This window comes from Endozoicomonas sp. 2B-B (assembly GCF_053470045.1).
The window spans coordinates 1255885-1277500 of the sequence record NZ_JBLZMU010000001.1 but is presented as its reverse complement, the minus strand read 5'-3'; the positions used below and the strand labels follow the sequence as shown (position 1 = coordinate 1277500).

Sequence of the window (21616 nt, the reverse complement as noted above, 5' to 3'; positions counted from 1 at the left end):
AGCGACTGAAAGCCCACTTCATTCTTCATTAAACAGATCAAACTTCAAAGGTTGTTTAAAACGCACTTTTAGTGCTTTAACGATTTTGGAGCTGGCTTTAACATCCATTCTTTCGATATGAACCAATGAGCGTCCTCTGGACTCCTTCTCATGGATCAACTCTTTAATACGTCTTTCCAGAAATACCTTTCTTAATGCTTTTTTTCTCAGAGATTTCAATCTCTTCCTGAAGCGGCCACAACTCTCTTTGTGCCACAGTGTATTTATCACTCTCAGACAGGTCAAAGTCCGGAAAAAGCGTTTCCTGAAATATTAATAAAGGGTTAGGCCTTACAAGACAGCCCGATGCACTTTTGGATATGACCGAACTAATCAGTTCCCCTTGATGCGTGCCTGTACCCATAATTTAACAGGGCCATCAGCTCGGCGAGAAAGGACTTTTTCTCACGCCTTGGCCAGTGAACGCATTGAATCAGAGGCCAGAGCTTCGTTTCTTAATTACAGCTCTTTCCTTTTGGCCTGCAGACTTCCGGCTTTTGCCTTTAAGTCGTCAGGTTTCGTTATGATAACAAAAAAGCCGGACAGTCTTTGGCTGAGCTACTTTTTTAGGACTTTTAGAGGGCCCCCGACTGGGAGAAGGCGTTCCTGAATGTTCAATCATCGCTTCATCCTGAATTGTTACGCCCTCTTATTATTCAAGGGGCTTTATCAAGGAACTATGGATAACAAGCCCCTGCTCTATGTTTATTCACCCCAAAACGAAAACACCCGCAATCAAGTGCGGGTGTCTGCGAAATAACAAGTGCCTGTCTAGCCAGACCGAGCCTCCATCGAACCTTTAACCTTCTTCATCGCATTTTTTTCCAGCTGTCTGATTCGCTCAGCTGATACGCCATAGTGTTCTGCCAGCTCATGAAGAGTTGCTTTATCCTCATTAAGCCATCGCCTCTGAAGAATATCCCGACTGCGCTCATCGAGTGTTGCCAGAGCATTTCTCAGCAGGTTCACTGAAGAGTCGGACCAATCCGAGTCTTCCAAAATTCTCGCCGGATCCGCTCTCTGGTCTTCCAGATAGTGGGCAGGCGCTACGGAGGTGCTGTTCTCGTCGCTGTCGTCCGAATAACCATCGAAGGCTGTGTCGTGACCAGCCATTCGACCTTCCATTTCACGAACCACTTTGGCCTCAACACCCAGGTCATTGGCAACAGCCTTAACTTCATCATTACTGAGCCAGGAAAGGTGTTTTTTGGAGCTGCGAAGATTAAAAAACAACTTGCGCTGTGCCTTGGTGGTCGCCACCTTTACAATACGCCAGTTCTTCAGGATAAACTCATGGATTTCGGCCTTCACCCAATGCACTGCAAAAGAGACCAGACGAACACCCACTTCCGGGTTGAACCGTTTTACGGCTTTCATCAAGCCTACATTCCCTTCCTGGATCAGGTCAGCCAGAGGAAGTCCGTACCCACTATAGCTCCTGGCTATATGAACCACAAAACGCAGGTGAGACATAACCAGCTGACGGGCAGCTTCCAGATCGTTCTTGTAGTAGAGCCGCTCTGCCAGACTCTTTTCCTGCTCAGCAGACAACACAGCAATAGCACTGACTCCCGTAACGTAGGCATCAATATTTTGCCCCGGGACTAAGATATCAACTGGCTGTATACTGGTTCCCATAATCCACTCCGGTTGAGTGCCAAATTAGCACTCGACTTAGTTCAAACTCCAAATACACATACCGTAACAAAGACAACAGACTGGCTTTCAATTGAATAATAACAAAAATCGAGCCTACTGACCTGAGCAACTTTACGCTCTTTTACGATAAAAAAACTACAAGGAAAAGGCTAAACTCGCCAATTCTTGCCAAACCCTCTACCAAGGCTGCACTTCTATTGTCCGTACATGACGATAGCAGCTCATTGCTGCACCTGCCACTCCCAGGAAAACACCCGAGACCAATAATGAAAAAAACATCGCAAAGCCGGGCCCTAACGGCGTAAAGCTGCTGCCATACAATGCAGCGAGCTCCAAAACTCCTGACATCAAACCAGCAAGCACAGCAAGTATAATCAGCAGAGCCAACAAAGCACCTCCCAGCCCATACCACACTCCCATGTAAAGGAATGGCAATGTGACAAAGCCATCGGTTCCACCCACCAGCTTGATCACTTTGATTTCAGCCCTGCGACTCTCAACGCTGAGACGTACAGTATTACCTATCGTCAGCAGTACAATAATCCCGAGAAGCACTGATAGTATGACGGTAAAACGCTCCAACAATTGCGTCATAGACTGAAGTCGCTCAATCCATTCCTGATCCAGCCGAGCTTCCATTACTCCTTCTTTGACCTGATATTTTTTCATTAGTTCACTGAGATGCTCAGAATTTAACCCTTCCCGGGGTGTAAGCTCCAGAACCCCCGGCAGAGGATTGAAGCCCAGGGCATCAATAACCCCTTTCATCTGGGCCCTCTCCTGAAATTTATTCAGCCCTTCATCCGGACTGATATAAAGGAACTGCTCAATGTCCGGATCATCTCTGGCTTCAACCCTGAGGCGATTGATCTGGTCACGCCCCAGCTTGTTTTCAAGATAGAGAGAAATTCTGGGCTGACCTTCCCAGTCATGACCCAATAACTGCAGATTGTTGGACAAAAGTACAAGAATCGCAGGTAGCGCAAAAGCCACCGCAATCATCAGACAGTTCAGAAAGGAAGCAAAAGGTGTCTTGAAGATACGAACTAATGAATCACCTGCCACCTGTCGGTGCAGGCTTTTCAGGTAAGCCATTGAGAAGCCTGTTGCCTTTTTTCTGGCCGCCCCTCTTTCAGCATCATTGTCTTTAGGCGTCCCAGTCTCGGGCTGTTTTTTCCGACTACCGTCTTCGTTTCTGACACTTTTTCTTGGAAACACGCCTAATGCACCTCCTGATCGTTAACCAGATGCCCTTGATCCAGAGTCAAAATGCGGTGGCGCATACGGGCTACCAGTGCCAGATCATGACTGGCAACCAGAACCGTAACGCCTACCTGGTTAAAGTTTTCAAACAGCTGCATGATTTCAGCGGACAGATTAGGGTCGAGATTACCGGTTGGCTCGTCGGCCAGTATCAGAGGAGGCCGGTTAACAACCGCACGAGCCAAACCCACACGCTGCTGCTGACCGCCGGAAAGCTGAGCCGGATTCATTTTCTCTTTTTTCAGAAGCCCCACCATATCCAGGGCAGCCCTGACCCGCCCCGCACATTCATGGTAAGTGTACCCGGCAATGATCAGAGGTAAGGCAACGTTATCAAACACAGATCGATCAAAGAGCAGCTGATGATCCTGAAAAACCAGGCCTATATTTCTGCGAAAATAAGGAATCTGGCCACGCCCCAGCTTGCTGGTCTCGTGTCCTCCTACCCATATGCTACCGGTGGTTGGTTGCTCCATCAGCATGATGAGTTTCAGCAGAGTACTCTTACCGGCTCCAGAATGGCCGGTAAGAAAAGCAATTTCACCCCGATGCAGATGAAAGCTGGTCTGTTCCAGCCCCACATGCCCTCCGGGATAACGCTTGGTGACATTGTCAAAGCGTATCATTCAGGACTTCCCTGCTACTCTTTTTTCATGGTTTAAGGCTCAACCGGATCGAACAGAGCTTCTACAAACTCATCGGCAGAGAAAGGCCTCAGGTCGTCTATCTGCTCACCCACCCCCAGGAAACGGAGCGGTAGCTGCATCTGTTTGGACAGGGCAAAAACAACTCCACCCTTGGCAGTTCCATCGAGCTTGGTGAGCGCCATACCCGTCAGGTTCACCGCTTCGTGGAATATTTTGGCCTGATTGAGCGCATTCTGCCCTGTGCCTGCATCCAGAACCAGCAGCACTTCGTGGGGAGCTGAAGCATCCAGCTTACCCAAAACCCGCTTAACTTTGCGCAGCTCGTCCATCAGGTTATCTTTGTTGTGCAGGCGACCGGCTGTGTCGGCAATCAAGACATCTACCCCACGAGCTTTGGCTGCTTCAAAAGCATCATAGAGCACAGAGGCACTATCAGCACCTGTATGTTGGGCAATCACGGGGATATCGTTTCGTTCACCCCAGACCTGCAGCTGTTCCACAGCAGCGGCCCGGAAAGTATCACCAGCAGCCAGCATCACTTTACGACCTTCAGCCTGAAGCTTGCGTGCTACTTTACCGATCGTTGTCGTCTTGCCGACGCCATTAACGCCCACAACGAGAATAACAAAGGGCGTTTTCTGCTCATCAATAACCAAAGGCTGGTCAGCAGGCTTGAGAATTTCCTTAAGTTCAACCTTCATCGCAGAGATCAGCGCGTCGGCGTCACCCAGCTCACGGTATTTCACTTTTTTGGTCAGTTTCTCGATAATTTCCGTCGTGGCTTCAACGCCTACATCCGATATCAGAAGTTGTGTTTCCAGCTCTTCCAGCAGATCTTCGTCGATTTCTTTTTTACCAACAAAGATTTCCGCAACACCATCAACAAAGGCGCTGCGAGTCTTGCCAAGACCGCGCTTCATGCGAGCAAAGAAGCCCTTCTTCTCGTCCTGAGGCTCGTCCCTTTCTGCAACCACAGGTGGAGTAAAAGTACTTTCAGCTTGCGGAGCTTTTATGGCTTCTGCCGTTGGGAATGTCTGCTCCCGGGGGGCTTCCTCAGCCACTTCAAGCGGGTGCTCATGCACAGGCTCAGCCTGAACAGGTTCGATAGAAACGATCTCTTCTGCTGACTCTACAATTGCCTTTTCGACTTCTGCCCGAACAATTGTCTCGTGGAGGGCTGCTGTCGGCTCAGTTTTCGGACTCTCATCTATAACCGGGGCAGGCTCGCTCTGTTTCTCTTCTTTGCGTCCCCAGGGCCAAAAACGTCGCTTCGCCGTTTTCTCATCACTTTTGCGAGAACCGAACATAAACTACTTCATCAGAATGGATTAAAAGGGTCACCGTATTAAAGCAGGTGGGTCTCAGGAAGCTAATCAAGAGCAATTAAAATGCCTGACAGCCTTCCGGAACTGTGTATCCTATCTTACAGCCATGAACGAATGAAGCTTTTTAAAATTAAAATAGTTCCAGCAAGGTAAGGGTATCTCCTCAGAAACCATGGTTATCTCATTCGGCAACTGATGTACAATCGCTGCCTCAATGCCATCAACCGGAGTGATCAATGGCGCGAAGAGCAGCCTTCAGGCATGGCCTTAATAATAAAGGTGGCGGACAATTAAGAATCATTGGCGGGCAGTGGCGCAGCCGCAAGCTGCCTGTCGCTGATCTTCCGGGCTTGCGCCCCACCTCAGATCGTGTGAGAGAAACCCTGTTTAACTGGCTGGCGCCCTGTGTTCCGGGTGCCAGTGTTCTTGATTGTTTCAGTGGAACTGGCGCTCTATCCCTTGAGTCTCTCTCTCGTGGCGCCAGGGAAGCCACCCTGCTTGAGGCAGCTGCCGAGGCGGCCTCACTCCTTAGCAAAAATCTGAAAGCCCTTCAGGCAGAAAATGCCAGAGTCATTCGCACCGACAGTCTGATATGGCTACAGCAAGTGGCAGACAAGACATTCGACCTGATCTTTCTGGACCCTCCATTCAGACAGGGATTACTGAAAGAGACATGTCGTCTGCTTGATAAAAATGGATACATTCACAGCAACACCCTTATTTACATTGAGGTAGAAAGAGAACTATCTCCTCTGCCCGTACCTTCAAACTGGACCATTACGAAAACCAAAAACGCAGGTCAGCTAAGTTACTACCTGTTAAGTGTCGAGTGAGTTTAAGCTACAAAAATGATGAGTAAAGTAGAGTCTCCCTGCATTCGCCAATGCGCACTTAACGAAGATCAGGTTTGTACCGGCTGTTTTCGAAGCCGGGCAGAAATTGCCCAATGGAGCCGGGCCAACCAGGATGAACAGAAAGAGATTGTTTTCAATGCTCAAAAACGCTCCGAAGCTCAAAATCACCACCCCTGATAAAAGCGACTTATGTCGCTTTTAATCAAGATTTTATCCCAATGCTTCTGCCAGAGACTCTGTCGCTGAATTGAGCCACTCACCCTGACCATCACAGCCACCATTCGCTATAAACCAAAAGCAGCTGAACAATCGATACAAACCCTACCATTCGAAAACAACATCACTCACATGGTAGTGGACTTAACCTATCGTTCTAGGTAACCTTCACACCGCCGAGATTCTTCTAACACTCTCTTTTCAGACGAGAACTCTAAGGAGTGGTCAAATGAAACAACCCGTCCGTATCGCAGTCACAGGTGCAGCCGGTAACATCAGTTACTCCCTACTGTTTAAAATTGCTGCTGGTGAAATGCTGGGCGCGGATCAGCCGGTGATTCTGCAGCTGGTTGAGATTCCTCAGGCTATGGACAAGCTGCGTGGCGTGGCCATGGAACTTGAAGACTGCGCTTTCCCACTGGTACACGGCATCAGCCTGCACGATAATCCGTTCGATGGATTCCGTGGTGTTCATTACGCCATGCTGGTGGGTGCACGTCCACGTAGCAAAGGCATGGAGCGTGCCGATCTTCTGGAAGCTAACGCCGTTATCTTCGCCGAGCAGGGTAAAGCACTGAACGAAGTGGCGAATCGCGACGTTAAAGCCCTGGTGGTAGGTAACCCGGCTAACACCAACTGCCTGATTCTGTCCCGCAATGCCCCGAATCTGGACCCTTCCCAGTTCTGCGCTATGACCCGCCTGGACCACAACCGTGCCAAAGGCATCCTGGGTAACAAACTGGGCGTTAACCCGTCTGACATTGACGGTGTTTGCGTTTGGGGTAACCACTCTCCAACCATGTACCCTGACGTTCATCACGCTACTGTTCTGGGCGAAGAGTCTGCCATCAGCAAGATTGACGAGAAATGGTACAAAGAAGATTTTACACCTCGCATCCAGAAGCGTGGTGCCGAGATCATTGAATGGCGTGGTCTCTCTTCCGCTGCCTCTGCCGCGCAGGCCGCCCTTGACCACATGCGTGACTGGGCTCTGGGCAGCAATGGCGAAATTGTCAGCATGGGAATTATCTCCGACGGCAGCTACGGCGTAGCCAAAGGCATTTATTACTCTTTCCCATGTATCTGCGAATTCGGTAGCTACCAGATCGTTCAGGGCCTGGAGATCAACGAATACGGTCAAAGCATGATGAAGAAGACCGAAGAAGAACTGCTGAGCGAGAAAGCGGCTGTCGATCACCTGCTGCCAGCTGAAACCGTTGAGTCCCGTGAAAATCTGAGAAAGTCTGAGCGTACTGGCCAGACCGCTTACGACAATGGTCTCGACAAGGCTGACGTTTACTACAAAGCGGATCGCATCTGCTGATCCGCCTCCTGCAGGAGCTGAGTCTATCAGCTCCTTTTTTCTTTTTTTCTGCTGCCTCTTAACTCATTCATTCAGCCCCCTCATAGGCACAAAATACTCTGCTTCCAGTTCGGCAAAGGAGTCTCTGGCCACTTCACTGACATAAGGCCGGTCCATAAGCAAAATCTGATAAAAAGCTCTTCGGTATAGTTTTTTTGGCAACAATTCGTCTTCTTCAAGAAACGCCGCACTGACCAGCTCCTGCCAACTGCTGAGCACCATGAAGTGGTTCAACGCCAATGCTTCCACTTCATGCTTTGGCACTGCCATAAAGCCTGACAACACAAGCCCTGCAATAATTTTTTCCAGTACCTCCAGAGAGAGCCTTGCAAACTGTTGATAGGCAGAACGGAGCTCGCTGCTCCTGCTCATAACCCCATGAACATCACGGTAGATAAAACGGAACTCCCACATACCGGCCAGAGCCAATTCCAAATAGCTTCGCTTATCCTGAAAGTTCAGCGGAGGGTCTTCCGGAATAACCATACTGGCGGCAATGTTGTCTATCAGACGTTGAAAAAGTGCGAGGATAATCTCATCTTTATTCCTGAAATGGTAATAGAGATTTCCGGGAGAAATCCTCAGGTCTGCGGCAATATGGTTGGTCGTTACCGCCCTTTCGCCCCGGTCGTTAAAAAGCTCGAGAGCTTTGTCCAAAATACGATCACGAGTTTTAACTGCCATAAATACCCTTGAAATCCTGTCAGCAAATCGCTAAATTTCAGTTTAGAGTAATTACTCTAAACAATCAAAAACCCACTAACCAGCCAGATTCTTAGTGAAAAACATGTAAACCAGATCGGCTGAAGGAGACCTGTATCATGAGCCTTAGTGAAATTGACCAGCCTACAGAGACTGGCTCATCGGAGCAAATCACCGCCAGTGATCCATCTTCCAGCCAGATCGCAAGGATGAAATCATCTCTGGAGGCCCAGCAACAAGCTTTTCGAACTCAGCCAAACCCCTCTCTCCAGCAACGCAGGGAATGGCTTAAAACACTGAAAAAAGGTTTGAAAAAACACCAAAAGGCTCTGGTAGATGCCATTAACAGAGATTTCGAGGGCCGTGCCGAAACCGAGACTCTGTTGGCCGAGTTTATGCCATCCCTCTCTACCATCGATTACTGCAGCAAGAATCTGGCTAAATGGATGAAGCCCAGTAAACGACATGTATCAATCACTATGCAGCCGGCTTCGGCAAAAGTGGTGTATCAGCCTCTGGGCGTTGTCGGTATTGTTGTTCCCTGGAACTACCCTCTCTTTCTGGCCATAGGGCCTCTGGCAACAGCTCTGGCTGCCGGAAACCGGGCTATGATCAAGATGTCCGAGTTCGCACCGGCTACCTCCAGACTCTTTGCCGAGATGATTGCGGATATCTTTCCTGCTGACCTGGTCACTGTCGTCAATGGTGAAGCTGAAGTGGCAGCCGCTTTCACCGCTCTGCCGTTCGACCATATTGTCTTTACCGGATCCACTCAGGTCGGCAGGCATGTAATGACGGCTGCTGCCAAAAACCTCACCCCTGTAACCCTTGAACTCGGCGGAAAATCTCCGGTGATCATTGACGACGACTTCCCTATACAGGAAGTAGCCGAGCGTGTCTGCTACGGGAAATCAATGAATGCCGGACAAACCTGCGTTGCCCCTGATTACATACTGGTCAAGAAACAACGCAAGGAAGACTTTGTGGAAGCCTACCTGAAGGCATTTAGCAGTATGCATCCGTCAGTGAATGACAGTCAGCATTACACTGCCATTATCAACGAGAGACAACACCAGAGGTTACTCAGCCATATTGAGGATGCCAAAAATAAAGGAGCTGAAATCCGGGTGGGAAATAATGAGGAAATTACCGATGGTTCCCGTCGTTTACCTCCGCACCTGATTCTGAATGCTACGGAAGATATGAGCGTCATGCAGGAAGAAATTTTTGGTCCACTGCTGCCCATCATTGAGGTCGACAACATTGATGACGCCATTCAGTTCGTCAATAACCGTCCCCGTCCACTGGCGCTTTATTATTTTGGTGAAAACAAACAGACTCAGGACAAAGTTCTCACTCACACCCACTCAGGAGGTGTCTGCCTGAATGAAACCCTTTTCCATGTTGCTATCGATGATATACCTTTTGGTGGAGTGGGTGCTTCCGGTATGGGCCATTATCACGGAAAAGAGGGCTTTCAGGCGTTGTCCAAGGCAAAATCGGTCTTTAGCAAAGGACGTTTCAACAGTGTCCGATTTGTATTCCCCCCCTATAATACCTGGCTGAAGAAGAAGATGATCAAATTCCTGTCAGGCTCCTGATCATTCGGATCCGGACTGTCATTCGATAGTCCGGAATCTTTATTCAAAGAAGTTCTGAAAGCAACTATCTATCATCCAGTTACCCTGTTTTTAGTCAGGTTGTTTGTCACCTTCGATTGATTTCGATACCATTCGGCCTTCGTTATCTTTAGATTGAAGAACTCTGCTTTAACCATTTTCAGTAGAAACGGGCAGATCAGGACGCACAGTCTTTCACTACAGGCATCTGTGAAGTCATGGAGTTTTCGGAATATTGATCCTGGCAGGTCGGGGTCAACCTGACTCAAAGGCTTCCCGGGACATCAGCAGGAAATGCATTTTCAATGAGCAAAGTAATCTACCCTGGCACTTTTGACCCTATCACCAAAGGCCATCTGGACCTGGTAGAACGGGCGGCAAGAATTTTTGATAACGTGGTCATAGCGGTAGCAGAAAGCCCTAAAAAGAAGCCTCTGTTTGATCTGGCCAAACGTGTTGAGCTGGCAGAAGAAGTGACAGCTCACCTTAATAATGTTTCGGTAACAGGTTTCAGCTCTCTGCTGGCTCACTTTCTGGAAGAACAGAAGGCCACTGTGATTCTGCGTGGTCTGAGAGCCGTATCCGACTTCGAATATGAATTTCAGATGGCCAACATGAACCGGATTCTGGCACCCAGTGTTGAAAGCCTGTTTCTGACACCTGCTGAGCAGTATTCTTATATTTCTTCTACGCTGGTACGGGAGATAGCCTCACTGGGTGGAGATATCGACAAGTTTGTCTCCCCCTGCGTTCAGGAAGCCCTGAAAGACAAATTTGGTCCAGACGTCAAAAGCTGATAGAGCGCCACGAACCTGGCGGCTTGAGCTGAAACACTCGTGCGGAACTGGAGATTACATCATGTCCCTGATCATTACTGATGACTGCATTAACTGCGATGTCTGCGAGCCTGAGTGCCCGAACAGTGCGATCTCTCCCGGGGAAGAGATTTACGAGATAGACCCTGACCTCTGCACCGAATGTGTTGGTCACTACGATGAGCCGCAATGCCAGCAGGTTTGCCCGGTCGACTGCATCCCCAAAGACCCGAATAATGTCGAGTCACAGGATGAGCTTATGGAAAAGTATTTGATTATTACGGCGGCCGCCTGATCGCGGTCTTTTTCATTGCTCATGTTCCACTGGAGTCTGCCTGCAAACAGACTCCTAACTCAAAAACTCCCCTCTCTGATACTCCCGAACAGCCTGCATCACTTCTTCACGGCTGTTCATGACAAAAGGTCCATATTGCACAACAGGCTCATTCAAGGGTTTACCGGCCAGTATCAGAAAGTCAGCCTGCCGTTCTGCACTCACTACCAGCTCGTCACCTTCTGCGAAAACCGCCAATTCTGATTGGCTGATGAGTTGATCGGTGTCCGTCTGCAGTTTTACCTCGCCTTCATAGACATAGACCATCAGTTTTTTGTGACTTAGAGGCAGCTTGATAGTGCTGTCTTGTTTCAGCGATACGTCCAACAACAGCGCATCGGTCACCTCTCTCTTCAGTGGAGCTGATAATTGCCGACCATCCAGCTCTACTTCACCCACCAGCAACCTTGCTGACCAGCCTTCACAGGACAGAACAGGGAAATTATTCTCACTGATATCAAGATACTCCGGATCACTCATTTTCCGGGCAGCGGGCATATTCAGCCAGATCTGGAAACCATGCAGCTCATCATTTTCAAGAATGGGCATCTCTGAATGAACAATCCCCTTGCCAGACTTCATCCACTGCACACCGCCTGACTCAATAGACCTCTGATTACCCAGATGATCTTCATGTCTTAAGCCCCCCAATTTCATATACGACACCGTCTCGATGCCTCGATGAGGATGAGCCGGAAATCCGGCACCCAGATCGCCAGAACCGTCAGTTCTGATTTCGTCCAGCATCAAAAAAGGATCCATAAGCTTATGCTGTCCAGAGCCCATCACTCGCTTGAGTTTCACCCCGGCTCCGTCTGAAGCCGGACGGGCCGACACTAGTTCCAGCAGACTTCTTGCTTGCGTCACTTTATGCCACCAGTTGATCAATTCTTTCTGCAGCTTTACCCAGCGCTACTTCTCTTGCGTCACCACCTTTGGCAAGTCCTTCTGCATAGATGAACTCAACATCAGTAATCCCGATAAAGCCAAGGAAGTGCTTAATCAGTGCCGTTTGTGTATCCATAGGTGTTCCCTGATACTCACCCCCTCTGGCCGCCAGGATATAGGCTTTTTTGCCCTTCAAAAGCCCCTGTGGTCCCTGCTCGGTGTAGCGAAAAGTGATGCCTGCGCGAGCAATATGATCAAAGTATGTCTTCAGGGTTGATGGCATTGTGAAATTGTACAGGGGCAGTCCCATTACCAGCACATCGGCTTCATTCAACTCATTGATCAAACGATCTGAAAGGCTGGCTATGCTCTTCTGATGTTCATTACGCTCTTCCTCTGGCAGGCTGAAGCCCTTAAAGCTTTCTGCTGTCAGGTGAGGAATTGGTTCTGAACCCAGATCGCGATAGATCACTTTATCCACAGTCCGGGTCTGGGTGTATTTTTCCACAAACTGTCTGGCCAACTGCCCTGACTGTCCTTCTGAGCCAAACAGACTGGAATCGATTTGCAGGATAGTACTCATATTAATCTCCGGTTCATTAAATTGCCTTGGTTAAGCTTAATTTAATATCGATTTTTACGAATAAAAAGCGCAAAATATCCCTTATAAATATCGAATTATTAGATTATAAGTTCGTAAACCATGGCTAAAGTCACCCTTGAACAATGGCGAATGCTCCATGCGGTCGTTGAACATGGCGGTTTTGCACAAGCCGCAGAAGCCCTCCATAAAAGCCAGTCCACCGTCAGCTATGCCGTAAATAAATTGCAACAGCAGCTGGATGTTGAAGTCCTGGTCATCAAAGGCAGGAAAGCAGAATTAACGGAAGCCGGAAAAGTGCTGATCAGGCGCTCCCAATCCCTGCTGAAAGAGTCTGATGCAATAGAGAAGGTTGCTGACAGCCTGTCACAGGGTTGGGAAGGTCGCATCATTCTGGGTGTTGATGTCATCTTTCCGCCCCAGCTGCTCTCAACCTGTCTGAAAAGACTGGCCTCCGAGTGCCAGCAGACCCATATTGAGCTCGTGGAAACGGTACTTTCAGGTACTACAGACATGATGGCTACTGGTCAGGGAGACCTGGTGATCAGTGGTCTGGTACCACAGGGGTTTATGGGAGAACCTTTGATGAAAGTGACTTTCAAGGCTGTCGCTCACAAGGACCACCCGTTGCATCAGCTAGACAGCCCCCTGAGCCTGAATGACCTCAAGCAGCACCGCCAGATTGTCATCAGAGACTCGGGCGTCAAGAGAGTGGATGCCGGATGGCTGGAAGCGACAGAACGCTGGACCGTTAGCCATATTAGCACATCCGTAAGAATGATTTCCGAAGGGCTTGGGTTTGCCTGGCTACCAATCGCTCACATAGAACAGGAACTGGCCTCTGGGATGCTGAAACCATTAAATCTTCAGCCTCACGGCTCTCGGCGTCACCAGATATACCTGATTTATACCGATCAGGATTATGCGGGCCCTGCCGTAAAGTCTTTGGCCAATATTTTGAAAGAAGTCTGCGCTGACACAGACAAGCCAGCACATTGATGGGACCGATCAAAACAAAAATCAGAAAAGAGGCTCAGCCAATCTTTCGAAGCTCTCCCAGTTTGCCATCGGACCCGTAGGAGATTTCAAAAGTACCATGAACCCCTTCACGAGTGACAAACTTGAGAAGGACATCGTAAGGAATGCTCATGCTAAAACCTTCCCGGGTACTGACCTGGACACGGTTTTTCTTGCCTTGGTAATACTGCAGGACCTGTTCTGAATTCAAACTGACAGAGAAGGTAGCCTTATTCATTCTGGACTCCATTCCGCATGTTCAAGCAAATTATGATATCGGCCGCAGGGGGCCTGTGACCAGTAACGAGACTTGTATCATTTTAGCAAAATCAGCACACACACGAACAAGCCCGGTCATTAAAAATAACCAGGCTTATTATCTCAACTCTAACAGTCAGAGTTTACTGATTGGGCGGAGGCGCCATCAAACCTTCAGGCATTTCCATGTTGTTGGGCACCTGCATCTGCTGCATGACTTGGTTGATAGAATCCCTGATGCTGGCAATCATCGCTTTGTAGCCTTCATCAAAGCCACGATAAAAAGCCTGCTCGGTAGGCTTAACATCATCACCTTCCTGCTTGTAGATAGCAGACTGTTTGCCTTCAGGGTTTTCGCCACTGAAGAAGGCTTCCATGGAAGTGGGAACGGTGAGAGCGACACGACCACCAGCCATATAACCGTCAATGAAGCGCTCTCTCAGAAACGGGTTTTCACTGCTGCCGATACTGGCAGAACGATAGGCATCGTCGGCCTCACACCAGCGATCTTTGTATTCACTGGCTTTATCTTCATCACGGCAGTTGTATTCCAGAACACCCAGCTCTGCAACCACTCGCTGATAGCCTTCGCGGTAGCCCGCTTCATCAGGCTTTTCAGTCTTTCCTTCCAGAGCCTCTCGAGAGACCTGACTGGTTTCCGCTCGACGGGCATCGTTGATACCCTGACGGTAACCTTTCAGATAATTGCCAAAGTTGGCAACATTACCAGCCATTGGGCTCTGATCAAAAGCTCCACGTGCCTCACACCATGTCTGCTTGAGCGCATCAGTGGTATCAACAGTGGTGCAATCATAGGCTTCTTCTTCGGCAACCGGACGGGCAGGCTCACCGGTTGAAGGAGCCACCTTCGGACAATCCCGCTTCTCCGAACAGCCCTGAAGCAGTGACAGTAATAAAACAACAGGTACGATACCTGCAAACATTAACCTACGCATTCGACTCTCCTTCCCGAGGGGTAATTGTAATTTCCAACATAAAAATCATTGACCATCAAGATTGCCATGATTTGAATCCGACAGGGGTCTGGCAAAGTTCTGCCCTATTAATATCATTAGACGGAGCTGGTTAAATATAGTTCAGAAAAATTGTTAATTTTCTTTTTTAGTCCCTGTGGATATATCCGGTGTTGAATGAGCCTCAGGCTCTTTTAGCTGGCACAATGCCGACCAGTCAGAGCTTTGCACAGAAGCTACCAACTGGCCCCATTGCTCAAGAGAACAGGTTTTCCCACAGGACAGAACCAGAGGCTCGTCATTTAATGAAGCCTGAACAGTCCTGTTTGAGGCCGAGAAGCGCAGGGTTAACATACTGGTATAGGGAACATTAGACTCTGCTGGGCTCCCCAGAGCCGTCATCAGGGTCAGTATGTTGCTGTCACTGACAGACAACAGATAGAAGTATTCACAGGTGGTTTTGCCACTTTCAAGACAGCTCTGATACTGCTGATAACGCTGGTCAATCGCCTTCACAAGATACTGGCTGGCCAGCTGGACTATACGCCTGTCTTTGCTCATTTGAGGCATAAACCAGTCAATCAGGTCCTCCAGCTGCTGTTCATCCCGGGGTGTCAGAAAGTCTGGCAGAGGAAGATTATGCAGTTTTCTGATATGCAATGCGTCGGCAAGGCTCATCATGGCGTGGAGTGTTGGCTTGTGCCCTGACTCTTTGGCCCAGAGCCTGATCCTGTCGAGCCCCATTTCTTCTGCCTTCTTTTGCCACAGAGGACTCTTTTGCAGATCGCCAATCAGGGCTTTGTAGCCAGTGCAGGCTTGAGTAAATCCGAGAAAATAATCGTCTTGCAGAGGGTAAGCATAAACCGGTGGAACAGCCGCAAACTCATTGCCTGAGCCTGTTTTGAGGCTGTCGGGGTAAATAGCCTGAAGCATGGTGGTGGCGCACTGGATGGTTCTGTCCAGGCCACGGGCCTGATGATAACTGAGATCCGGATTCCAGCGGGAAGGAAAATCAGCCGGAAGTTGTGTCTGCCTGAAATGCTTACCCGCTTCATAACACTGCTTGAAGCCAGTGTCTGTCATCTCACCGGGCCCCATGGGCCAGAGTTCGGGATTTAAAGGGTACCTTGGACTTCGATCTCCATGGCGCACCAGTGTGACAATGAAGTCATGAGAGTCGCGGTGATTGTCATTGTCGTCAGGCTCTGACTGAGCATGAGCCGTCATTAAAAAACACAATATACCCCAGACCAGAAGACACTCTTTCATTCTTTTATTCCTGATTAATTAAAGAATCAGACAACAGAGCATAGAAAGAAAAGTAACAATTGTTCAGAAAATGCGTCTGGATAGACAAACAATTTCGAGCTTTCAGACTCCCAGTGCATGTTTGATCAACATATCTTTGGCAAAAGGCAGACTATTCGCCCACTTCAGTCCGGTATTCCTCAGCCAGCGAAGACCGATATCGTCAGCGGCAAAGAGGTTCTGTAAACCCTCCATGGACTTCATCATCAACAAATTACTGCCCATTCTTCTGCGCTCATACCGATTCAGGATATGACTGCCAGAAAAGTCATCGCCACGTTCAATAGCACGATTGATTTCTTCAGAGAGAACCTCCACATCCTGCAGCCCAAGGTTCACACCCTGACCCGCCAAAGGATGAATGGTATGGGCTGCGTCACCTGCCAGCACAATTCTATTCCGGTGATATTGGCGGGCGTGTCGCTGCCTGAGAGGAAAGCGAAAACGGGGATCGGCTGAAAGCACCTTCCCGAGCCTGGATTCAAAAGCGCATTCTACAGCCTGACAAAAAGCCTCATCATCCAGGGACTGGACTTCGTCGGCGCCATCGGGAACCAGCGACCAAACGATGGAGCAGAAGTGTTTTTCTCCCCGGCTGGGCATGGGCAGAAACGCCAGAGGCCCGGAAGCCAGAAAGATCTGCCAGGCGGTATCCTGATGATATTGCTCTGTTTCTACGGTGGTGACCACAGCATGATGGAGACAGTCTTTCTGACTGGAAGGAATACCCGAAAGTTTCCTCAGGCGCGACTCGGCCCCATCGGTGGCCACCAACAGACGAGCTTCTATCTTTTCATTGTCCAGCTGCACCTGATGGGGCTCTCCCAGCTGATAGGCAATGGTTGACTGGTTGGGGAAGCATTCAACCCCCGTCTTGGCCAACTGCTCCAGCAGCGCATTGCGAACCACATCGTTTTCAACAATATTTCCAAGCGTCTTAAAACCTGCTGACCTGGCATCAAAGGTGATCTCACCCGTTCCTTCACTGTCCCAGACATACATATGCTGATAGGGCATTGCACGCTGTGAGGTCATAGCTTCCCAGGCTCCCAGTCGCTGGAATAACCGGGAAGAAGCTTCGGTCAGGGCACTGACTCTCGGTGCATAGGGACTGTCAGGAGAGAATGCCTGAGCCGAAAGCGACTGTTGATCGACCAGGGCTATTTTCAGGTCTGTTTTTGACAGCGACAGGGCCAGAGATACCCCAACCATGCCACCACCGGCAATCACCAGATCAAATGATTTCAACCGAGATCTCCTGCTGATACTGTTTTTTCAGCTCAAGGCTTTATTTCTGCTCAAGGCTGTATTTCCGCTAAAGGCTGTATTTCCGCTAATGGCTCTGGCAATTAAAAGCCCATCGCCTTTCTGGCAAACCGACCTTTTAATCCCCGGCTCATATCCAGACAGCTTAACCCCAGGTTCCTGGCCAGAATCACCGGCAGCTCCTGTCGGGAAAACAATTTCACCAGACCGTCACAGAAGTCCAGAGTCATCCTCTGATCGATTCTCTGCTCATCGACGTACTGAAGCAAGCGGGACAGATTGCCCGGGGCCATACCCTGTCTGAGTGATTCAGCGATATTCCCGGCCAGAGCCATTGTATCCCTGATGGCCAGGTTATAACCCTGGCCTGCGACAGGATGCATAGCGTGAGCCGCATTGCCCAGAACAACCAGACCCGGTCTGACTTGCTCACGGGCAACACTGAGAGCCAGGGGATAGCTTTCACGCACACCAACTTTGATAAACTCACCAGCACGATAACCAAACTTTTCTTGTAAAGTGATCAGGAAAGTCTCGTCATCCATAGACATTTTGTCGTCAATTTCATCAGACGGCACTGTCCAGACCAGTGCTGAACGATCTCCAGAGAGAGGAAGCAGAGCCATGGGTCCCCTTCCGGCAAAGCGTTCATAGGCTATGCCATTGTGAGGCTTATTCAGGGAAACGTTAGCAATCAGTGCATGCTGCCGGTAGTCATACTGCTTGCGTGAAATACCCAGTTTTGCCATCAAACGGGAACGACCACCATCGGCAAGGACCACAAGCGACGCCATTTTCTCAAAAGATTCATCCCCTTGATTGATAACCACTTTCGTTTCTGAGTCAGGCAGTGGCTGTAAAGATTGAACCTGTGCCGGACTCAGGACGTCTACCTGCCCCTGATCGCGATAAGCTTTCAGCTTTTTGAGCAGCACTTCACCCAGCCGATGGTTTTCAACCACATACCCCAGTGCAGGTACATTTTCTTTCTGATGATTAAGGTGGGTGGCACCAAAATGCCCTCTGTCAGAGACCTGAATATCCAGAATAGGCATGGCAAACGGATCAAGATCGGGCCAGATGCCAAGTTCACCATAGATCAGCCGAGTGCCATAAGAGAGTGCCGAGGCCCTGGCATCATAGCCCGGTGGAGACTTGGGTAGAGCGTCAGGGGAAGTATCCCGCGCTTCGTCAATAGAATGCGTTTCAACCAGCGCTACCTTCAGCCCATGTTCATCGATCGCAGACGCCAGAGCACACAGCAGACTGGCACCCACCAGCCCACCACCAATGATCAGGACATCGTACTTCCCGGTCATCTCTCTCTCCTTTCAACCATGAAAACACTCATCACTTAAGAGGACAACGGTAGCCTTTTTGGTTATCAGTGAATGGTTTTTGTATTACGCTTTGTCGATTTTTCCTGAGACGCCACTTCAGAAAAAATGGTTAAAAGACTCATCCGAACATACTCACTGACGTCTATGAACAAACGTTCAGACTCATCACTGCCATCCGCTTCAGGCCGGATCTGGGCAATTTCCGAGAAATCTCCCAGAACCCCTTCCACTTCCTGACTCAGAGACTGACCGCCAATCACTTCGCCGAAACCGAACAGAAACCCCTGACACCAAAAGCCCAGTGCTTCGGTTCTTTGCTCCAGGGCTTCATCGTCATCTGGCAGAAGCAGAGCAATGGAAAAGTCTGATTGATCAAGCTTTTGCAAGGTTCCCTGATACATGCGCATCAGGAGTTCCTGAAAGCGGCTGTCCAGCTCCTGATCATCCAGTAAACCGGACACCTGGCGGAACCAGGCTTCCACGCCGGGCTGACTGCCTGCAGCAAAGGTACCACAGAGAATGCCATGCAGTTCAGAAGGATGACTTTCACCGCCCAACTCAACCAGACGATCAGCCAGCTCATCAAAGGCGACAAGGTCACGAGCCGCATCATTATTTGTCATTACAATTACCCTGAAAGCCTTACTGGAATGAGCCCGTTGATCACATAACAACCGATCAATAACCGGGTGGATTGAAAAACCGGCAGGAAACCGGATCCCAGTGGCTTTATGAAAAACCCGATGGTCTGTGAGTGTACCAGATTTATCGGTTGGGCAAATCGCAAAGGCATTGTTCTGTCTACTGACAGCCGCTATAGTAGATCCAATAGCTCGGTCCCGGAACCTATGAACGACCACGAACTCACAACCCTGAACCAGAAAATCGATGACCTGGTAGCCATCAGCCTGAAACTGAAAAAAGAGAACCGGCTACTGCGCGCCAAGGAACAAACCTGGCAGGCAGAACGCGCGCAGCTGATGGAGAAGAATGATGTCGCGCGCAGCAAGGTCGAGGCCATGATCAACCGCTTGCGCACTCTGGAGCATGAATCCTGATGGACAGTTCATCCACTACCACCGTCAATATCCTGGACAAAGAATACCTGGTCAGTTGCCCCAAACAGGAAGAAACCAATCTTCATCAGGCAGCCCGACACTTAAATGAACAAATGAAGCAGATCCGTGCGGGTGGCGTGATAGGTGCAGAGCGTATTGCAGTCATGGCGGCACTTAACATCAGTTACGAACTGTTACAGAGCAGGCAGCAAAGCCTGACCGACAATTCCGATGCTCAGGAACAGATCAAACAGATGCTTGGTAAGCTGGATCAGGCGCTCATGTTGATCGAAAGCTAAAACCCCTGACCGCTCTGGCCTGATGGTTCAATGTTGGCAAAAAACCAATTGAGCTATCAGTCAAAAGATCAATAGCAAAAAAAACCTACAGACTTACACGGCATAACCGATATAATTCCGGTCAAGTCTCCCTGGCCTGTTTGCCAGTCATTAAAGACCCGGGCTGATAATACCATAACGGGGATTCCTCGATGATGCTGGAGCGCAGGTCCACCATGCAGTGGAAAGCCCGATTCATCACAGCAATCCCCACCGTTGCTTTAACGGCGACGGGCTTATGTGACAGCGGCAGCTTGGGGAGACTTACTATCATTTAGTACTTGCCGTCTAATATGTTGCAATCCCTCGCCCTGTTTTTACACGACCATGATCGCGTTTTTCTCCGGTAATGGCTGCTTCTGAACAGCCCCTTCACGATTCTAACCCCTCTTACTTTGCTGTAATCTACTTTTAATTAACTCAAGCAGTCCGACCGGACCCCTGTTATAGGCAGTCAGCAGCCCCTCCGGACATCAGCATTACCGGTTACCTATATGCCCAACACCAAACCTCCAACAATCCTGACACAGTGGTCAGGCATCTCCGCGCAGATCCCACAACCCCCGAACCCCCGCCAACAACTTGCCCTCCCCTCACCAACTGCTATCCTCAAACCTCAAACAGTACGGTGTCCCCAAATCGAGGCAGAACGATGGAAAGTTTATACCACACTGACTATCACCAGTGGTTAAAACAACAGCGGGAACTCCTCATTCAAGGTCAATTGGATCAATTGGATATTGAAAACCTGATTGATGAGTTAGAGTTGGGTATTAATCAAAACCTGGATACATTAGAGTCACACCTGATGATCCTGATTACTCACTTATTAAAATGGGATTATCAGGAAAAAGTATTACAAGATCCATGGGTGGACGAATGTGTGAAACATACCTGGATGCCCAGCATTAGAAACCCAAGGGCGAAAATTCGACAGTTGATTGAAAAGCCTTCTAATCTAAAACCCCAGATAGATCGTGTTTTGGCTAAGGCTTATTCCATCGGTAAGCAAGATGCCATTGATGAAATGAATGAATACGCTCGCCATGATCACCAAAGGCTCAATCAAAGCAGTTTTCCTGAAGTCTGCCCTTGGAGTTTTGAGCAGGTTATGGATAAATCTTGGCCGGTTTCTAAACACAGCCCCTGAAAGCCAGCCAACAATAAATTGCAGTATGAAGAGTCGCAACCCCTGGTGATTGATGCCTCAATTCAGCGATTCGAGTTTTCCATTGAACTGAGTTGGAAAACTCTGAAAGCATGCCTTGCACAAGAAGGCATCACTGCCAATACGCCCAGAGAATGTATGCAGCAGGCGTACGCCGCCCACTGGTTCGATGACGAAAAAGCGTGGCTGAGTATGTTGAAGGACTACAACCTGACTTCCCATACCTACAAAGAAGATCTGGCATTAGAAATATATCGTCGTTTACCCGGTCATTATCAGGCGATGAAGGCCTTGCATGTTTTTCTGACTAACCACTTTCGCCGCTGACCCAATGAATTGTCTCCGCACTGCGGAGACAATTGTGCAGACACTGTCTGCCCAATGCTTCAGTCCCATTTTTGACATCCTCCCCGCCGTGAAGAGGGTGTCGCAAAACTCTAACAACTCGTTCCCACGCTCTGCGTGGGAATGCATACCTCCCCTGAAAAGCGGACTCTGCAGCGCGAGATGGGTATGGGTTCCCACGCTGGAGCATGGGAACCAGAGTTTTGCGACACCCTCTGA

General features: G+C 49.3%; 25 protein-coding genes and 1 other RNA gene. 12 read left to right on the top strand and 14 right to left on the bottom strand.

The window, feature by feature from the left end; translation table 11 throughout:
• Nucleotides 1-18: 18 nt before the first annotated feature.
• From ACOMHB_RS05460 to ftsY, 5 genes are all read right to left on the bottom strand, one after another.
• The gene (locus tag ACOMHB_RS05460) at nt 19-219 is read right to left on the bottom strand and encodes a hypothetical protein (RefSeq protein WP_448215787.1); all 201 of its coding nucleotides are present in this window, start codon (nt 217-219) and stop codon (nt 19-21) included.
• 591 nt (nt 220-810) lie between these two features.
• Nucleotides 811-1677, bottom strand: a complete 867-nt coding sequence (rpoH, locus tag ACOMHB_RS05455) for an RNA polymerase sigma factor RpoH (RefSeq protein WP_448215786.1) — start codon at nt 1675-1677, stop codon at nt 811-813.
• 198 nt (nt 1678-1875) lie between these two features.
• Nucleotides 1876-2916, bottom strand: coding sequence for a permease-like cell division protein FtsX (ftsX, locus tag ACOMHB_RS05450; protein WP_448215785.1), 1041 nt, complete (start codon nt 2914-2916; stop codon nt 1876-1878).
• Nucleotides 2917-2918: 2 nt separating this feature from the next.
• Nucleotides 2919-3587, bottom strand: a complete 669-nt coding sequence (gene ftsE, locus ACOMHB_RS05445) for a cell division ATP-binding protein FtsE (protein WP_422136967.1) — start codon at nt 3585-3587, stop codon at nt 2919-2921.
• A gap of 32 nt (nt 3588-3619) precedes the next feature.
• Complete coding sequence (gene ftsY, locus ACOMHB_RS05440; protein ID WP_448215784.1) at nt 3620-4915, bottom strand: signal recognition particle-docking protein FtsY; 1296 nt, start codon at nt 4913-4915, stop codon at nt 3620-3622.
• A 254-nt stretch (nt 4916-5169) separates the two neighbouring features.
• On the opposite strand from ftsY, the gene rsmD reads away from it, so the two are divergent.
• From rsmD to ACOMHB_RS05425, 3 genes are all read left to right on the top strand, one after another.
• On the top strand, nt 5170-5766 hold the full coding sequence (rsmD, locus tag ACOMHB_RS05435; RefSeq protein WP_448215783.1) for a 16S rRNA (guanine(966)-N(2))-methyltransferase RsmD: 597 nt from the start codon (nt 5170-5172) through the stop codon (nt 5764-5766).
• A gap of 15 nt (nt 5767-5781) precedes the next feature.
• Nucleotides 5782-5964 carry a DUF1289 domain-containing protein gene (locus tag ACOMHB_RS05430; RefSeq protein ID WP_448215782.1) on the top strand — a complete coding sequence of 61 codons (183 nt, stop codon included), beginning with the start codon at nt 5782-5784 and terminating at the stop codon, nt 5962-5964.
• A gap of 268 nt (nt 5965-6232) precedes the next feature.
• Nucleotides 6233-7327: a malate dehydrogenase gene (locus tag ACOMHB_RS05425; RefSeq protein WP_422136963.1), complete on the top strand. Its 1095-nt coding sequence runs from the start codon at nt 6233-6235 to the stop codon at nt 7325-7327.
• Nucleotides 7328-7390: 63 nt separating this feature from the next.
• Here the strand turns inward: ACOMHB_RS05425 and ACOMHB_RS05420 are convergent, their stop codons facing one another.
• The gene (locus ACOMHB_RS05420) at nt 7391-8050 is read right to left on the bottom strand and encodes a TetR/AcrR family transcriptional regulator (protein ID WP_448215781.1); all 660 of its coding nucleotides are present in this window, start codon (nt 8048-8050) and stop codon (nt 7391-7393) included.
• 137 nt (nt 8051-8187) lie between these two features.
• On the opposite strand from ACOMHB_RS05420, the gene ACOMHB_RS05415 reads away from it, so the two are divergent.
• The 3 genes from ACOMHB_RS05415 to ACOMHB_RS05405 all read left to right on the top strand — a co-directional run bounded on the left by ACOMHB_RS05415 (nt 8188) and on the right by ACOMHB_RS05405 (nt 10797).
• A complete protein-coding gene (locus tag ACOMHB_RS05415) occupies nt 8188-9669 on the top strand; it encodes a coniferyl aldehyde dehydrogenase (RefSeq protein WP_448215780.1) in 1482 nt (493 codons plus the stop codon).
• A gap of 323 nt (nt 9670-9992) precedes the next feature.
• On the top strand, nt 9993-10484 hold the full coding sequence (gene coaD / locus ACOMHB_RS05410) for a pantetheine-phosphate adenylyltransferase (RefSeq protein WP_448215779.1): 492 nt from the start codon (nt 9993-9995) through the stop codon (nt 10482-10484).
• 61 nt (nt 10485-10545) lie between these two features.
• Nucleotides 10546-10797, top strand: coding sequence for a YfhL family 4Fe-4S dicluster ferredoxin (locus ACOMHB_RS05405; protein ID WP_317143373.1), 252 nt, complete (start codon nt 10546-10548; stop codon nt 10795-10797).
• Between the two features lie 54 nt (nt 10798-10851).
• On the opposite strand, the gene ACOMHB_RS05400 is transcribed toward ACOMHB_RS05405, so the two are convergent.
• A complete protein-coding gene (locus tag ACOMHB_RS05400; protein ID WP_448215778.1) occupies nt 10852-11703 on the bottom strand; it encodes a pirin family protein in 852 nt (283 codons plus the stop codon).
• A 1-nt stretch (nt 11704) separates the two neighbouring features.
• Complete coding sequence (locus ACOMHB_RS05395) at nt 11705-12307, bottom strand: FMN-dependent NADH-azoreductase (RefSeq protein ID WP_448215777.1); 603 nt, start codon at nt 12305-12307, stop codon at nt 11705-11707.
• Between the two features lie 120 nt (nt 12308-12427).
• Here ACOMHB_RS05395 and ACOMHB_RS05390 point away from each other — a divergent pair, with 120 nt between their 5' ends.
• Nucleotides 12428-13324, top strand: coding sequence for a LysR family transcriptional regulator (locus ACOMHB_RS05390; protein ID WP_448215776.1), 897 nt, complete (start codon nt 12428-12430; stop codon nt 13322-13324).
• A 34-nt stretch (nt 13325-13358) separates the two neighbouring features.
• Here ACOMHB_RS05390 and ACOMHB_RS05385 read toward each other — a convergent pair whose 3' ends face one another.
• From ACOMHB_RS05385 to ACOMHB_RS05360, 6 genes are all read right to left on the bottom strand, one after another.
• Entirely contained in the window at nt 13359-13580 is a 222-nt protein-coding gene (locus ACOMHB_RS05385) for a DUF2835 family protein (protein WP_448215775.1), read from the bottom strand.
• 163 nt (nt 13581-13743) lie between these two features.
• On the bottom strand, nt 13744-14556 hold the full coding sequence (locus tag ACOMHB_RS05380; protein ID WP_422136956.1) for a hypothetical protein: 813 nt from the start codon (nt 14554-14556) through the stop codon (nt 13744-13746).
• A gap of 153 nt (nt 14557-14709) precedes the next feature.
• A complete protein-coding gene (locus tag ACOMHB_RS05375; protein ID WP_448215774.1) occupies nt 14710-15843 on the bottom strand; it encodes a histidine phosphatase family protein in 1134 nt (377 codons plus the stop codon).
• Nucleotides 15844-15945: 102 nt separating this feature from the next.
• Nucleotides 15946-17130, bottom strand: coding sequence for an FAD-dependent monooxygenase (locus ACOMHB_RS05370; protein WP_448215773.1), 1185 nt, complete (start codon nt 17128-17130; stop codon nt 15946-15948).
• Nucleotides 17131-17231: 101 nt separating this feature from the next.
• A complete protein-coding gene (gene ubiH, locus ACOMHB_RS05365; RefSeq protein WP_448215772.1) occupies nt 17232-18467 on the bottom strand; it encodes a 2-octaprenyl-6-methoxyphenyl hydroxylase in 1236 nt (411 codons plus the stop codon).
• A gap of 65 nt (nt 18468-18532) precedes the next feature.
• Nucleotides 18533-19111: a UPF0149 family protein gene (locus ACOMHB_RS05360; RefSeq protein ID WP_422412877.1), complete on the bottom strand. Its 579-nt coding sequence runs from the start codon at nt 19109-19111 to the stop codon at nt 18533-18535.
• A 108-nt stretch (nt 19112-19219) separates the two neighbouring features.
• Between ACOMHB_RS05360 and ACOMHB_RS05355 the strand changes: the two genes are divergently transcribed.
• The 5 genes from ACOMHB_RS05355 (at nt 19220) to ACOMHB_RS05335 (ending at nt 21379) form a co-directional block, all read left to right on the top strand.
• The gene (locus tag ACOMHB_RS05355) at nt 19220-19546 is read left to right on the top strand and encodes a TIGR02449 family protein (protein ID WP_422136951.1); all 327 of its coding nucleotides are present in this window, start codon (nt 19220-19222) and stop codon (nt 19544-19546) included.
• Nucleotides 19546-19845 (top strand): cell division protein ZapA, encoded by a 300-nt coding sequence (locus ACOMHB_RS05350; RefSeq protein WP_422136950.1) that lies wholly within the window; start codon nt 19546-19548, stop codon nt 19843-19845. Before ACOMHB_RS05355 ends, ACOMHB_RS05350 begins: the two co-directional genes overlap by 1 nt.
• A gap of 125 nt (nt 19846-19970) precedes the next feature.
• Nucleotides 19971-20149: non-coding RNA, 6S RNA (gene ssrS, locus ACOMHB_RS05345), on the top strand.
• Nucleotides 20150-20536: 387 nt separating this feature from the next.
• Nucleotides 20537-21034: a DUF29 domain-containing protein gene (locus tag ACOMHB_RS05340; RefSeq protein ID WP_448215771.1), complete on the top strand. Its 498-nt coding sequence runs from the start codon at nt 20537-20539 to the stop codon at nt 21032-21034.
• Between the two features lie 18 nt (nt 21035-21052).
• Complete coding sequence (locus ACOMHB_RS05335) at nt 21053-21379, top strand: HI0074 family nucleotidyltransferase substrate-binding subunit (protein ID WP_448215770.1); 327 nt, start codon at nt 21053-21055, stop codon at nt 21377-21379.
• Nucleotides 21380-21616: the final 237 nt, after the last annotated feature.

Bases quoted from the DNA above. Each gene is read 5' to 3' on its own strand.
- rpoH (WP_448215786.1), bottom strand. From the start codon at position 1,677: ATGGGAACCAGTATACAGCCAGTTGATATCTTAGTCCCGGGGCAAAAT.
- ftsE (WP_422136967.1), bottom strand. From the start codon at position 3,587: ATGATACGCTTTGACAATGTCACCAAGCGTTATCCCGGAGGGCATGTG.
- ftsY (WP_448215784.1), bottom strand. From the start codon at position 4,915: ATGTTCGGTTCTCGCAAAAGTGATGAGAAAACGGCGAAGCGACGTTTT.
- rsmD (WP_448215783.1), top strand. From the start codon at position 5,170: ATGGCGCGAAGAGCAGCCTTCAGGCATGGCCTTAATAATAAAGGTGGC.
- ACOMHB_RS05430 (WP_448215782.1), top strand. From the start codon at position 5,782: ATGATGAGTAAAGTAGAGTCTCCCTGCATTCGCCAATGCGCACTTAAC.
- ACOMHB_RS05425 (WP_422136963.1), top strand. From the start codon at position 6,233: ATGAAACAACCCGTCCGTATCGCAGTCACAGGTGCAGCCGGTAACATC.
- ACOMHB_RS05420 (WP_448215781.1), bottom strand. From the start codon at position 8,050: ATGGCAGTTAAAACTCGTGATCGTATTTTGGACAAAGCTCTCGAGCTT.
- ACOMHB_RS05415 (WP_448215780.1), top strand. From the start codon at position 8,188: ATGAGCCTTAGTGAAATTGACCAGCCTACAGAGACTGGCTCATCGGAG.
- coaD (WP_448215779.1), top strand. From the start codon at position 9,993: ATGAGCAAAGTAATCTACCCTGGCACTTTTGACCCTATCACCAAAGGC.
- ACOMHB_RS05405 (WP_317143373.1), top strand. From the start codon at position 10,546: ATGTCCCTGATCATTACTGATGACTGCATTAACTGCGATGTCTGCGAG.
- ACOMHB_RS05395 (WP_448215777.1), bottom strand. From the start codon at position 12,307: ATGAGTACTATCCTGCAAATCGATTCCAGTCTGTTTGGCTCAGAAGGA.
- ACOMHB_RS05390 (WP_448215776.1), top strand. From the start codon at position 12,428: ATGGCTAAAGTCACCCTTGAACAATGGCGAATGCTCCATGCGGTCGTT.
- ACOMHB_RS05385 (WP_448215775.1), bottom strand. From the start codon at position 13,580: ATGAATAAGGCTACCTTCTCTGTCAGTTTGAATTCAGAACAGGTCCTG.
- ACOMHB_RS05380 (WP_422136956.1), bottom strand. From the start codon at position 14,556: ATGCGTAGGTTAATGTTTGCAGGTATCGTACCTGTTGTTTTATTACTG.
- ACOMHB_RS05375 (WP_448215774.1), bottom strand. From the start codon at position 15,843: ATGAAAGAGTGTCTTCTGGTCTGGGGTATATTGTGTTTTTTAATGACG.
- ubiH (WP_448215772.1), bottom strand. From the start codon at position 18,467: ATGACCGGGAAGTACGATGTCCTGATCATTGGTGGTGGGCTGGTGGGT.
- ACOMHB_RS05360 (WP_422412877.1), bottom strand. From the start codon at position 19,111: ATGACAAATAATGATGCGGCTCGTGACCTTGTCGCCTTTGATGAGCTG.
- ACOMHB_RS05355 (WP_422136951.1), top strand. From the start codon at position 19,220: ATGAAAAACCCGATGGTCTGTGAGTGTACCAGATTTATCGGTTGGGCA.
- ACOMHB_RS05350 (WP_422136950.1), top strand. From the start codon at position 19,546: ATGGACAGTTCATCCACTACCACCGTCAATATCCTGGACAAAGAATAC.
- ACOMHB_RS05340 (WP_448215771.1), top strand. From the start codon at position 20,537: ATGGAAAGTTTATACCACACTGACTATCACCAGTGGTTAAAACAACAG.